General features: G+C 72.1%; 10 protein-coding genes. 4 read left to right on the forward strand and 6 right to left on the reverse strand.

The window, feature by feature from the left end; all coding sequences use genetic code 11:
- Positions 1-4: 4 nt before the first annotated feature.
- The 5 genes from ACFSOX_RS01935 to ACFSOX_RS01955 form a co-directional block, all read right to left on the reverse strand.
- Positions 5-910: an efflux RND transporter periplasmic adaptor subunit gene (locus tag ACFSOX_RS01935; RefSeq protein WP_378476102.1), complete on the reverse strand. Its 906-nt coding sequence runs from the start codon at positions 908-910 to the stop codon at positions 5-7.
- A complete protein-coding gene (locus ACFSOX_RS01940) occupies positions 879-2900 on the reverse strand; it encodes a preprotein translocase subunit SecA (protein ID WP_378476103.1) in 2022 nt (673 codons plus the stop codon). The genes ACFSOX_RS01935 and ACFSOX_RS01940 overlap by 32 nt, the downstream gene beginning before the upstream one ends.
- Positions 2893-5037, reverse strand: a complete 2145-nt coding sequence (locus tag ACFSOX_RS01945; RefSeq protein ID WP_378476104.1) for a peptidase M50 — start codon at positions 5035-5037, stop codon at positions 2893-2895. The genes ACFSOX_RS01940 and ACFSOX_RS01945 overlap by 8 nt, the downstream gene beginning before the upstream one ends.
- Before the next feature lie 6 nt (positions 5038-5043).
- Entirely contained in the window at positions 5044-6942 is a 1899-nt protein-coding gene (locus ACFSOX_RS01950; RefSeq protein ID WP_378476105.1) for an efflux RND transporter periplasmic adaptor subunit, read from the reverse strand.
- Between the two features lie 142 nt (positions 6943-7084).
- Positions 7085-7417, reverse strand: a complete 333-nt coding sequence (locus tag ACFSOX_RS01955; RefSeq protein WP_378476106.1) for a DUF3467 domain-containing protein — start codon at positions 7415-7417, stop codon at positions 7085-7087.
- A gap of 572 nt (positions 7418-7989) precedes the next feature.
- Between ACFSOX_RS01955 and ACFSOX_RS01960 the strand changes: the two genes are divergently transcribed.
- Genes ACFSOX_RS01960 through ACFSOX_RS01975 form a run of 4 tightly spaced genes read left to right on the forward strand, consistent with a single transcriptional unit; the run spans position 7990 to position 11738 of the window.
- On the forward strand, positions 7990-9732 hold the full coding sequence (locus ACFSOX_RS01960) for an ArnT family glycosyltransferase (RefSeq protein WP_378476107.1): 1743 nt from the start codon (positions 7990-7992) through the stop codon (positions 9730-9732).
- Positions 9733-9788: 56 nt separating this feature from the next.
- The gene (locus ACFSOX_RS01965; protein WP_378476108.1) at positions 9789-10583 is read left to right on the forward strand and encodes a phosphatase PAP2 family protein; all 795 of its coding nucleotides are present in this window, start codon (positions 9789-9791) and stop codon (positions 10581-10583) included.
- Between the two features lie 40 nt (positions 10584-10623).
- The gene (locus ACFSOX_RS01970; protein ID WP_378476109.1) at positions 10624-11391 is read left to right on the forward strand and encodes a glycosyltransferase family 2 protein; all 768 of its coding nucleotides are present in this window, start codon (positions 10624-10626) and stop codon (positions 11389-11391) included.
- The gene (locus tag ACFSOX_RS01975) at positions 11391-11738 is read left to right on the forward strand and encodes a lipid-A-disaccharide synthase N-terminal domain-containing protein (RefSeq protein WP_378476110.1); all 348 of its coding nucleotides are present in this window, start codon (positions 11391-11393) and stop codon (positions 11736-11738) included. Before ACFSOX_RS01970 ends, ACFSOX_RS01975 begins: the two co-directional genes overlap by 1 nt.
- A gap of 110 nt (positions 11739-11848) precedes the next feature.
- Here ACFSOX_RS01975 and metC read toward each other — a convergent pair whose 3' ends face one another.
- Positions 11849-13105: a cystathionine beta-lyase gene (gene metC / locus ACFSOX_RS01980; protein ID WP_378476111.1), complete on the reverse strand. Its 1257-nt coding sequence runs from the start codon at positions 13103-13105 to the stop codon at positions 11849-11851.
- Between the last annotated feature and the right edge of the window lie 162 nt (positions 13106-13267).

The following is a 13267-nucleotide window of genomic DNA, read 5'->3' on the forward strand; positions in this document are numbered from 1 at the left end:
GGCGCTATTTCGCGCCGGCGGCTGCCGTCTCGGCCCCGTCCGGCGTGAAGGCGACCCGGCAGCGCTGGCCGGCGGGCAGGTGGTTGCCGGGGTTGGGCAGCGTCATCCGCACCCCGTAGGTGCCGCTCGACGGATCGAACACGCGGTCGACGACGCTGACGGTGGCGGCGTAGGCGCCGCCGGTCGGCCGGTCGAGCGTGACGGTGGCGGTCGCTCCGACCGTCACGGCACCGTAGGTCGCGACCGGCAGGAAGGCCTCGACGAACAGCGGGTCGAGCCTCGCGATGGTGACGATCGAGCCCTCCTGGTGGATGTACTCGCCGCCCGACAGCTTCTTCTCGGTGACGACGCCGGCGATCGGGCTGGTGATGCTGCGCTGGCGCAGGGCCACCTCGGCGCGCTCGAGCTCGAGCCGCGCCATGCCCTGCTCCTGCTCCTCGCGCACCAGCTCCTGGGCCGCGATGGCGGCGTCGGCGGACAGCTCCTCGAACTTGTCCTGGGCGACGATCTTGCGGCTCAGCAGCTCGGCCGCGCGCTCCTGCCGGGCCTTGGCGAGGGTGAGGCGCTGGCGCTGCGCGTCGATGCGGGCCGTGCTCTCCGCCTTGGCGCGGGCGAGCCTGACGGACATCGCCTCCACGCTCGACTCGAGCCGGGCGATCTCCTCGCCGCGCGCCACCACGTCGCCGCGCTTGACCAGCACCTCGGCCAGGATTCCCGCGACCGGGCTGCCGACCTTCACGGTCTCGGACGGGTCGACGACACAGTCGGCGACGATCTCGGCGGCGCCGGCCGGTCCGGCCGCGATCGGCACGGCGGTGGCCAAGACGGTCACGGCGACCGCGCGGGCGAGAGCGCCGGCGCCGGTGCCGGCGAGACGCTCATTCCGACTTGCCGGAGAAGGCGAGGGCATGGTCGAGACTCTCGTCGTTGCGCAGCAGGTCGCGCCGCATGCGGGCATGCAGCCGCTCGGCGCGTTTTTGGGCGTGACGCAAGGCGATCCGGCGCGCCGCCGGACCGCCGAGGCGGGCGAGGGCGCGCACCCACCGCAGATGCGACCCGGCCAGGATCGCGTCGTCGAGCGACAGGATGGCGCGGAACAGGCCGGCCTCGCCCTGGCGGGCGCAGCGTCCGGCGAGCTGGCGGTCGATGCGGCGCGCGTCGTGGCGCTCCGACATGATCACGTGCAGGCCGCCGGCGGCCTTCACGCTCTCGGCGATCTTGATGTCGGTGCCGCGACCCGCGATGTTGGTCGCCACCGTCACCCGCCCCGGCTGGCCGGCCTGCGCGACGATCTCGGCCTCGGCGGCGTCCTGGGCGGCGCTCAGCACCACGTGGTCGATGCCGGCCGTGGCGAGATGGCGGCTCATCACCTCGGAGGCGGCGACCGAGCGGGTGCCGATCAGCACCGGTACGCCGCGCGCGACGAGGCGCCGGCACTCCTGCGCGATCGCCGCCCAGCGCTCCTCCGCCGTGATCAGCACCGTGTCGGGCAACACGACGCGGCGCGACGGCTTGTGGGTCGGGATGCGGGCCACCGGCAGGCCGTAGACGCGCCACAGCTCGCCGGCGATCTCGCGGCCCGTGCCGGTCATGCCGGAGAGCCGCCGATAGCGTCGGAAGAAACGCTGATAGGTCATGCGGGCGAGGGTGACGCGCCGGCCCGAGATCGCGCAGCCCTCCTTGATCTCGATCATCTGGTGCAGGCCGTCGGTCCAGAACCGGTCCGGCATGATGCGGCCCGTGTACTCGTCGACCATCTGCACCTTGCCGTCGCGCACGATGTAGTGCTCGTCACGGTCGATCGTCAGGAGCGCCGTGAGCGCCTGCAGCGCGAGCCCCTCGCGGTTGGCGCGGCCGCGCCAGTCGCCGCCGAGACCGCGCGCGATCGCGGCGACGCGCGCGCGGCCCGCCGCGGTCAGCTCGAGCCGGCGCTCGGCCGCATGGCGCACGAAGTCGTGTCCTTCGGCGAGATCGCGGGCGAGCGCGATCGCCTGCTCGTAGAGCCGGGCCTCGGCCGCCGAGCTGGCCTGGCGCGACAGGATCAGGGGCGTGCGCGCCTCGTCGACGAACACGCTGTCGGCCTCGTCGACGATCGCGAAGTGGAGGCCGCGCAGCAGCAGCTTGCCGGCGCGGTCGTCGCCGCCGAGCGGGCCGAGCTTGAGCCGCAGCGCACCGCGCGCCTGGCCGAGCGCCAGACGGTCCTTCAGATAGTCGAAGGCGAGCTCCTTGTTGGTGCAGTAGGTGACGGCACACGCATAGGCGGTGCGCCGCGCCTCCGGCGCCAACCCTTGCACGACGACGCCCACGTCGAGCCCGAAGAAGCCATAGAGCGGCATCATGGTCTCGGCATCCCGCTTCGCCAGGTAGTCGTTGACGGTGACGACATGGACGGGCCAGCCGGCGAGCGCCATGGTGACGGCGGCGAGCGTCGCCGTCAGGGTCTTGCCCTCGCCCGTGTCCATCTCGGCGATCATGCCGGACACCATCGCGAAGGCGCCGACCAGCTGGACGTCGTGATGGCGCATCCCGAGGATTCGGCCCGACGCCTCGCGGACGAGTGCGAAGGCGAGCGCCGTCAGCGCCGTGTCGGGGGGCCTGTCCGGCACCATGGTGGCGCGCAGCCGGTGGCGCAGCGCGAGGGCCTCGTGGCGGAGGGCGTCGTCGCCCAGCATGCGCAGCCGCTCGGCCTGCGCCGCGGCCGGCGCGACGACCGCCCGCAGGCGCCGCGTCCGCATCCCGGCGAGCCGCGGCACGATCACCGAGCGCACCGCCTCGACGGCACGCGTCAGCCGGTCGGGGCGCGGCAGCCGCCGCTCCGGATAGGGCTGGAGGGCGGGCAGGCGCCGCCCCGTCGCGGGCCGGTCCGGCGCGTCGACGAAACGGAGCGCCGCGTCAGACACCGAACTGCCTCAGGAACACCTGCCGCACCACGCGGGCGAGGCGGAACGCGACCGGTTCGGTGCCATGGTCGAAGCGGACGAAGACCCGCCCGCCGAGCCGCTCGGGCAAGGCGTCGGCCGGCGGTGCGAGGTCGAAGTGGAACAGCGTCTCGAGCGGCTTCGGCTTGTCGGTCGAGGCGGGGTCGAGCACGACGGCGCCGCCGCCGACCGTGCCGAGCGCCGGATGCGGCAGCTCGGCGAGCGCGGTCGGCACCTCGCGCAGGATGCGGGCCGGGATCGTGACGTCCGGCCGTTCGGCGAGGCGGACGTCGACCCGGGCGGTGCGGCGGCGCACCAGATCGACGTCGGCCTGGCCGACGACGGCGCGCACGATCGCGTCGCCGCGCCCGACCAGATAGCCGATCACCTCGCCGCGGCGGACGAAGCGGCCGGGCAGGTCGGCGGCCTCGGGCACCAGGAAGCGGCCGTCCTTGTCGGCGATCAGCGCGAGATCGGCGATTCGTCGGGTCGTGTCCTCGAGCTGACCCTCGACATGGCGCATCTGCTCGCGCAGCAGATTGGCGGCGACGACGTCGTTCAGGCGAACGGCCTCGAGCCGCAGCCGCACCTCGTCGCGCTGGCGGTCCAGCACGGTGCGGCCGGCGGCGAGCGCCGGGTCTTCCAGGGCGACGATGGTGGTGCCGGCGGCGACCGCGCCGTCGCCGTCGGCCGCGACGGTGCGCACCAGCCCGTCGGTGCGGGCCCGCACGGTCGCGTTCTCGCCGATCCACACGACGCCCTCGGCCGTGGTGGCATAGGGCAGGGGCAGGGCGAGGACGGCGGCGAGGACCAGCGCCACGGCCGCACCGGCGACCAGAACGGCGCGGCGGCGCCGACCGCGCAGGCGCGGATCGCCGATCAGGAAGCCGATCCCCTTGACGATCGGCCAGACGAAGGCGGCGACGACGGTCACGATCGCCAACGCCACGCCGAGCGCGAACAGCTTGGTCGCGACGAACAGGGCGATCGTCAGCGTCATCGCGGTCCGATAGAGAAACGACGCGACCGCGTAGCCGACCAGCCAGGCGCGCGTGCCGCGGTCCGGCTCGGCCCGCTCGGGGTCGGCGAGTCCGAAGCCGAAGCGCCCGACGAGATGCAGGACGTACTGGTTCGCCCGGGTGGCGAGATTGGGAATGCCGATCAGGTCGGACAGCACGTAATAGCCGTCGAAGCGCAAGAGCGGGTTGCCGTTGAAGAACACGGTCGAGACGCCGCCGATCAGCATCACGTCGTAGGCGACGGCGCGCAGCGCGCCGGGCTCCGCCTGCAGCCACACGAGCAACGCCATCGCGGCGAGCGCCATCTCGACCAGGATGCCGGCGCCGCCGACCACGATGCGCTGCCACGGCGCCCGGAACGCGGCCGAGGCCGAGGCGTCGACATAGGGCATCGGCACCAGCACGAGCAGCATCACGCCGGCCTCGTGGACCTCGCCGCCCCAGACCTTGGTGGCGTAGGCGTGGCCGAGCTCGTGCACGGCCTTGACGAGCGGATAGGTGATCAGCAGCAGCGCGGCGTTCTGGGCCGTGACGGCGCGGTCGATCACGTCGTCGGTCAGGGCCGACCAGTGCATGGCCGCGAGCGCGACCCCGCCGCCGACCAGCACGATCCAGGCGAGGAGCCCCCAGACCGTGAACAGCGGCCGCACCAGCGGCAGGGTCGCGGTCAACAGCCGGTCGGGATCGAGCAGCGGCAGGCGGATCGCCAACGGGTTGCGCATCTTCGAGAGAAGCACACGGCGGCTCTGGCGCGAGGAGCGCGCGGCGATCTCGTCGAGATCGGGCGGGATCTCGCTCACCAGGAGGTCGGCGCCGTGCAGCAGCGTGAGCAGCCTCAGCATCTCGTCCTGGGTCGGCTGATCGTCGCCGAGGCGGTCGCCGACCATCCGCCAGATGGTGTCGACGCTGCGGCGGCCGTCCATCAGGCAGACGGCGTGATAGGCGGCCGGCGAGAGCCGGTGGAAGCGCCCGGTCTGGCGATCCTGGACGACGTACCAGAGCGCGCCGCGGAAGCGCTGGCGGTGCAGTGCCACGTGCCGGCGCAGCCGCGGCTTGATCTCGGCGACGCGATACCAGGAGGCGCTGTAGAGCGAGGTCATGGCCGGTCAGCCGGTCCAGCGCCACACGAAGAGGCGCAGCCAGTCGACGAAGGCGCGGCTCCAGATCCACACGACGCGACGCGCCGCGACGTCGAGCTTGGCGACGCCGCGCATGCCGGGCCGCAGCGACGCGCCGCCGCCGTCGACCTTCGCCTCGACCCGGAAGTAGTTGCGGCCGTCATGCGCCTTCGACACCGGGGTGATCTTGACGACCGCGATCGGGATGGTGTCGGCCGGCATCGCCGTGACGACGAGGCGTCCCGGCTGGCCGACCGTCACGTCGGCGATCTGCGTCTCGTCGACCTCGAGCATCACCCGGTAGGCGTCGAGCGGCGCCACCTCGAACAGCACCTGGCCGCGCTGCACGGTGGCGCCGATCGCCTGTGTCAGGTCGCCCGACACGACGAGGCCGGCGAAGGGGGCGGTCAGGGCCGCACGGGCGAGGTGCTCGTCGACGAGGCCGATCTGCGCCTCGGCCTGCTCGATCTGCATCGCCGTGATCTTCACCTCGGCGCGGTTGCGATCGCCGAGCGCGCGCTCGTTCTCCAGGATCTTGCGCTGCCGCTCCGTCACCCAGCGCAGCCGCTCCAGCACCAGATCGCGGTCGTCGAGCCGCGCCAGGAGCTGACCGGCGGTCACCTGGTCGCCGGCCCGCACCGGCGCCTCCTTGACGAAGCCGTTGAACGGCGCCGTCACGGCGCGCTGCACCTGGCCTTCGACCACGGCGTCGGCCGTGATGCGGTACGTGTCGGTGGCCGCGTAGCCGGCGACGCCGAGCAGCCCGGCGGCGAGGAGCGTGAGCTTGCGGCCCCACCAGCCGGGGCCGAGCAGCCGAACCATCTGGGTGCCGAGCGAATCGGCGATCTTGGCGATCAGCCAGCGGTCGTCGCGGCGGCGCGCATCGAGCAAGGGCGCCAGCGCCGCGACGACGGCGTCGAGCGTCTCGACCTCGGCGCGGGTGAAGGGCGTCCCCTCGCGCCGCTCCAGCACCACGGCGCCGGCCTGGGCCTCGCCGACCATCATGGGAATCGTCAACACCTGGCCATCCCCCCGGCCGCCGCCTTCGGACGCAGCCAGCGCGGCGGCGGCCCGCGTCACCACCGGGTCGTCGGGCGGCGCCGGGTGGAGCACGACGGCGCGTTGGTCGACCGCCTCGTCCATGGCGTCGCCGATCAGCCGGACCAGGGTCATGTCGCGGCCGAATTGGGCGCTGTGCGAGATGACCGCGACCCGCACGCGTCCGCGCCGCAGGAACCCGAGGCTCACCCGCTCGCAGTCGAACGCATGGGCGAGGCCGGTCACGACCGCGCGCCCGGCGGCCTCGGCCGTCTCCGCCTCGAGCGCGGCGGCGAACAGATCGACCAGCAGCCGGCCGGCCCGGCTCGCGACGTCGTCGCCGCGGCGGGCGTCGCGCCGGAGGCGCTCGCGCAGCCAGGCGACACCCCACTGGAGCTGGCGCATGGCGGTGCGCAACTCGGGCGCCGCATCCGAGCGCAGCGCCAGCACGGCGGCGGCCACGGCGTGGTCGTCGACCAGAATGGGGAAAGCGAGGCGGCAGCGGGCGTCGTCGTCGGGGGCGCCGCCTTTTCGGACGACGCCACGGCCCTGCTGAAGGGCGAGCGTCGCGACCGGACCGAGATCGTCGACCGCGGCGCCGTCCGGCCAAGTGGCGAGAACCCGCGTGACGGGTCCGGCCGGGTCGCTGCCGAGCACGGCGCCGCGGACGGCGCCCTCCACCATGCCGGCCTGCAAGGCGATCCAGGCGGCACAGAAGGACGCGATCTCGTCCGTCTCGGCGAGCCGCTTCCACAGGGCCGCTTCGAGAAGCGGCACGGCGCCGGCGTCCTCGGCGGGACCGCCGCGCGCCGTGCTCTCGCGGGCCGTGCTCTCGCGCAATACGGTCATGACGATCCGGAGAACCGGAGCGGGATGGTGGCGTGGACGACCGAGAGGGCCGCCGTCGTCGCGCCGGACCCATGGACGCATGGTCCGGCACCGCGGTGGGCGCCGGTGGTGCCCGCCGCCCTTCGACCGGACCGGCGGCCGCTCACCGGCCGTCGATGCGCAGCGTGCCGTAGCGCGCCTCGTACTCCTTCAGGACGCCGCCGAGGGCCACCCACAGGCGCTTGGCGGCATGCGGGCCGAGGATCACCCGGTCGGTCAGCTCGACCTTCACCTGGCGGCCGCCGGCGGCGTTCCACGTCTTGTTGGTGCCGAAGAAGAGGTCGACCTGCTCGAGCGTGCTCTGGATGTTGACCACATTGGCGAAATGGGTCGCCATCTTGCTGTCGTCCCAATGCACGGCGGGCGGCGCGGTCTCCTCGGCGGTCGTGACGGAGGGGGCGACGGCCTCGTCGGCCTCGGCGGCAACTTTCGACATTGCGGATCCTGTGTGAAAAAGCGCGTTACGCCAGACACTTGAAGCGCTGTGCCCTGGCAGTATTCCGCGCTTGTGTGACGCTCGTTTGAACGGTGTGACCAGGGGCCGGGCCTCCGCCGCACGAGGCGGCCCGGATGTCGGCGATGATCCTCTGCGCGGGCCGGCCGCGATCGCGTGCGGCCTCGACATGTCGACGGCGGCTCGGCCCGGTCGCTGTTCCGAAGCGGAAAAACGCCCGCGAGACCTCCCGTTCACCGCCGTCGTCGCGTTTCGACAGGCCGGAAATGTACAATAAAATCAATGAAAAGTGTGACTTCATGCCGGTCCGCGACAGACGTCGTGCCGAGGGCCGGCCGGGCCTCGGCCTCGCAACGGCGCCGTGCGCAGAAGCGACACCCGAAGCGGCGACCCGAATCGACGGCGACACCGGTCACTGACCTGCAAGAGGCTGAATCAAAAGGGAAATCAAAACTGTTGCCGCGGCGCGACACCGCCCGCCCGGGCACCCGGCGGGCGCTTTCCCGGCCGGTCCCTTTTCTCTATTGTCCGCGCGACTTCAGCAGGGCTCGGGAATGTCCGCCAAGAGCTTCGGAACGGCCAAGAGCTTCGGAACCGCCGCCAGCCGCAAGACCGCCGCGCGTCTCGAGGCGCTGCTGGCGTGGGCCGCGGATCGGCACCGCAACGCCGCGATCCTCCTGGTCGCGGTGTCGCTGCTCGCCTTCCTGCCCGGCGTCTTCCAGCTGCCGCCGATCGATCGCGACGAGGCGCGCTTCGCCCAGGCGACCAAGCAGATGCTGGAGACCGGCGACCTGGTCGACATCCGCTTCCAGGAGGAGAGCCGTTACAAGAAGCCGGTCGGCATCTACTGGCTTCAGGCGGCCGTGGTCGGCGCGGCCGAGGCGGCCGGGGTGCCGGAGGCACGCACCCGCATGTGGCTCTATCGCGTCCCGTCGATCCTGGGTGCGATCGGGGCCGTGCTGCTCACCTACTGGACGGCGCTCGCCTTCGTGTCGCGGCGCGGCGCCGTGCTGGCCGGGCTGATGCTGGCGAGCTGCATCCTGCTCGGCGTCGAGGCCCGCCTCGCCAAGACCGACGCGGTGCTGTTCGCCACCGTCGTCGCCGCCATGGGGGCGATGGCGCGCGCCTATCTGATCGAGCGGGGCGGGCGCCCCGATCCGGGCCACCCGCTCGCATTGCCGGCGATCTTCTGGACCGCCATGGCGGCCGGCTTCCTGATCAAGGGGCCGCTGATCGTCATGGTGGTCGGCCTCACGGTCGCGGCGCTGGCGATCACCGACCGCTCGGCCCGCTTCGTGCTGCGCCTGAAGCCGCTCGCCGGGCTCGCCTGGATGCTGCTCCTGGTGCTGCCCTGGTTCGTCGCCATCGTGCTCAAGAGCGGCATGGGCTTCTTCGAGGAATCGCTCGGTCGCGATCTTCTCTCGAAAGTCGGCAGCGGCCAGGAGGCGCACGGCGCGCCGCCCGGCTACTACCTGCTCCTGTTCTGGGGCACCTTCTTCCCGGCCTCGATCCTGGTGCCGATGGCGTTCGGTGCGGTGTGGAAGAGCCGCAGCGTGCCGGAGGTGCGCTATCTGCTCGCCTGGCTGATCCCGACCTGGCTGGTGTTCGAGGCGGCGATGACCAAGCTGCCGCACTACGTCCTGCCGGTCTATCCCGCGGTCGCCATCCTGCTCGCCATGGCGATCGACCATCAGGCGCTGTCGCGCAACATCTGGCTGCGCCGCGCGCCGATGTGGTGGTTCATCCTCACCGCCGTGGTGGCGGTCGGGCTGATCGTCATCAACATCTGGATCGGCCAGCGCTTCGGGCCGATGACCTGGGGCCTGTCGGCGGTCGCGCTCACGGCCGCGTTGTTCGCCTGGTGGCTGTTCGAGGCGGACGGCGTCGCGGTGTCGCTGATGCGCATGGTGGTCGCCATGATCGTGCTGTTCACGGCGGCCTTCTCGGCGACGTTTCCGACCATCGGGGCGCTGTTCCCGTCGCTCCAGATCGCCCGCTTCGTCGCCTTCGGGCGCTGCGCGGAGGTGCAGGCCGCCACGGCCGGCTATCACGAGCCGAGCCTCGTCTTCCTGGTCGGCACCGATCTGCGCCACGTCTCCGGCGCCGGCGCCGCCGATTTCCTCGCCCGCGGCGGCCGCTGCCGCTACGCCTTCGTCGAGAAGGGGCACGAGCGCGCCTTCGTGCAGCGCGCCGACGCCATCGGGCTGCGCTACGGGCAGGGGGTCCGCGTCGAGGGGGTCAACTATTCGAGCGGCCGGGCGGTCTCGATCCAGATCTTCGTCGGGGTCGACCCGTGACGGCGGCCGGCGGAGTGGAGGTGGGGGCCGGAGCTCGGCGCGGGCCGAGCGTGGCGATGCGGCTCGGTCGCAACCTCGCGGCCTGGCTCGCCGTCCTGTTCGTGGCGCCGAGGACGCCGTCGCGCACCCCGGGCTTCAAGGCCCTGATGCTGGCGCATCGCAACCAGGCCCTGGTGGCGCTCGGCGTCATCGTCGCCGCCATGATTCTCGTCGATCCCCTGGCGCCGCAGGTGAAGGCGATGCCGCGCTGGGTGATCAACCTGTTCGAGGACATCACCGATTTCGGCCGCTCGGGGTGGATCCTGATCCCGATCGCCGGCGTCGTCGTGTGGATCGCGGCCCTGATGCGGCCCGGTCTCGACCACGTGTCGCGCGCCGTGCTGGCCGCCGTCGTGGTGCGGCTCGGCTTCGTGTTCGTCGCGGTCGGGCTGCCGGGGCTCGTCGCGACCATCGTCAAGCGCTGGATCGGCCGGGTGCGTCCGTCCGAGCTCGGCCCCTTCGCCTATCAGCCGCTGTCGTGGCGCGCCGAGTGGGCGAGCCTGCCGTCCGGCCACACCGTCACGGCCTTCGCGGCGCTGGTCGCCATCGGAGCCGTATGGCCGGCGCTGCGGCCGGTGCTGTGGATCTATGCGCTCCTCATCGCGCTCAGCCGGGTGATCGTCTCGGCGCATTTTCCGAGCGACGTGATCGCCGGCGCCGCGTTCGGCGCCTTCGGGGCCGTGCTGGTGCGCGAATGGTTCGCGTCGCGCCGGCTCGGCTTCTCGGCCGCGCCGGACGGCACCGTCCGGGCGCGGCCCGGACCTTCGTTGCCCCGTGTCCTGCGAGCGCTCGCCACCGCGACGGAGCGGTGAGGGCCGGGCGCCGCCGACACCTTCAGGAGCTGTTTCGTCGATGACCCAGACTGGATCGGGACCGGCCGTGGCCGTGGTGGTGCCGGTGCGCAACGAGGCCGAGAACGTCGCACCGCTCCTCGCCGAGATCGCGACGAGCCTCGCCTCCGAGGGCCCCTTCGAGGTGATCTACGTGAACGACGGCTCGACCGACGACACCGGCGCGGTGCTCGACCGGCTGCGCGCCGAGCGGCCGTGGCTGCGCCATGTGCGGCACGCCACCTCGTGCGGTCAGTCGGCGGCGGTGCGCACCGGCGTCGGGGCGGCCCGCGCCCCGCTCGTCGCCACCCTGGACGGCGACGGCCAGAACGACCCGAGTTTCATTCCGGCGATGCTCGACCGGCTGCGCAAGGACGCCCATGTCGGCCTCGTCGCCGGCCAGCGGGTCGGCCGCAAGGACACCGGCTTCAAGCGCCTGCAGTCGCGCGTCGCCAATGCGGTGCGCGCGAGCGTGCTCAAGGACGGCACCCGCGACACCGGCTGCGGCCTCAAGGCGTTCCGTCGCGAGGTGTTCATGGCGCTGCCCTATTTCGACGGGCTGCACCGCTTCCTGCCGGCGCTGGTGCGGCGCGACGGCTGGACCATCGCCTATGTCGACGTCAAGGACCGGCCGCGCCGGCACGGCACCTCCAAGTACGGGTTCTTCGACCGGCTGTGGATCGGCATCCTCGATCTCGCCGGCGTGTGGTGGCTGATCCGCCGCCGCAGGCAGGTGCCGCAGGTCACCGAGATGCGGGACACCGATCCGAAGATCACGGGAGAGCGGTGATGCTGATCGATCTGTCGCACGCCGTCGGCGGCTATCTCTACGACGTCTTCGTCGCGCGGATCGACTGGTGGGTGTTCCTCGGCATCGTCGCCCAGGGCCTGTTCACCATGCGCTTCGTCGTGCAGTGGCTCGCCTCCGAGAAGGCCGGCAAGAGCGTCGTGCCGATGGCGTTCTGGTGGTTCTCCATCTCCGGCGGCGTGCTGCTGCTCGCCTATGCGCTCTACCGCCGTGACCCGGTGTTCATCGCCGGCCAGGGCTTCGGCGTCTTCGTGTATCTGCGCAACCTGCAATTCGTTCTGCGCGAGCGAAAAGCCGGACGGGAGGTGCAGGGCAAGGGGATGGGGTGACTCGTCGGCTGGGTGGAGCCGCAGGCGATACCCATCACCTCCTCGCACCCTCGTGACGGATGGGAATCGCCCGCGGCTCCACCCATCCTACGGGCTGAATTCCGCCGCCGTCACCCCACTGCGGTCATCGCCGCAAAACCGCGCTCGAGGTCGGCGATCAGGTCGTCGGTGTCCTCGAGGCCGATGTGGAAGCGGACGGTCGGGCCGCCCGGCTGCCAGGTCGTCGCGGTGCGGATCTTGGTGCAGTCGAACGGGATCGCGAGGCTCTCGTAGCCGCCCCACGAGGCGCCGATGCCGAACAACGTCAGCGCGTTCAGGAAGGCGTTGACCGCGCCCTGCGACGTCGGTCGGAACACCACCGAGAACAGGCCGCTCGATCCGGTGAAGTCGCGCTTGAAGATCGCGTGGCCGGGATGCGAGGGCAGGGCGGGGTGCAGCACGCGCAGCACCTCGGGCCGCGTCTCGAACCACTGTGCGACCTTCAGGGCCGCCGTCTCGTGGGCGGCGAGCCGCACGGCGAGCGTGCGCAGGCCGCGCTGAGCGAGGTTCATGTCGTCGGGGCCGACGCACAGGCCCATCGTGAAGACGGTGTCGCGCAGCGCCTTGTCGGTGCGGGCATTGGCGGCGACGCAGCCGAACATGATGTCGGAGTGGCCGCCGATATACTTGGTGCCGGACTGGATCGCGAGGTCGACGCCACGGTCGAGTGCCCGAAAGTAGAGCGGCGTCGCCCAGGTGTTGTCCATCAGCACGACGGCGCCGCGGGCGTGCGCCACCTCGGCGATCGCCGGGATGTCCTGGATCTCGAACGACAGCGAGCCCGGCGCTTCGACGAACACGGCCTTGGTGTTCGGCTGCATCAGCGCGCCGATGCCGGCACCGATCGTCGGGTCGTAATAGGTGGTCGAGATGCCCCAGCGCACCAGCAGCGTGTCGCAGACCGTGCGGGTCGGGTCGTAGGCCGAATCCGACACCAGCACGTGGTCGCCGGCGTCGAGCACCGCGAGCAGCGCCGCCGAGATCGCCGCGAGCCCGGACGGCAGCAGGCAGACGCCGGCGCAGGCCGGCCCCTCGATGGCGGCGAGCGCGGCCTCGAGCGCCTCCGAGGTCGGGGTGCCGCGGCGAGCGTATTTGTAGCGCGAGCGGCGCGCCAGATAGTCCTCGGCGGTCGGGTAGAGCACGGTCGAGCCGTGGAACACCGGGGTGTTGACGAAGCCGTAGTGCTCGTGCGGATGCCGGCCGCCGACGACCAGGCGGGTGCGGTCGGTGCGGGCGCTCGCGCCGTGGTCGGTGTCCGGATGCCGGGTGTCGGGATGCCCGGTGTCGGGGCCGGGGGCGGCGCCGTCGCGATCGTCGGGGGACTTCATGGCGGGGATCCTGGGACTAGGCGTTCAAAGAACTTCAGGGACGTTCCGGCCGTGCCGCGTGGAGCGTATCGGGCGGCCGTGGCGTGCGGCAGGCGAGCACTTGACCGGGCTCGGCATTCGTTCTGATATGCCGGTCCGGAATGCGCTCCGGTGCGATCCATG

The sequence above is a fragment of the Rhodoplanes azumiensis genome (genome assembly GCF_042682915.1).
Classification (GTDB): domain Bacteria; phylum Pseudomonadota; class Alphaproteobacteria; order Rhizobiales; family Xanthobacteraceae; genus Rhodoplanes; species Rhodoplanes azumiensis.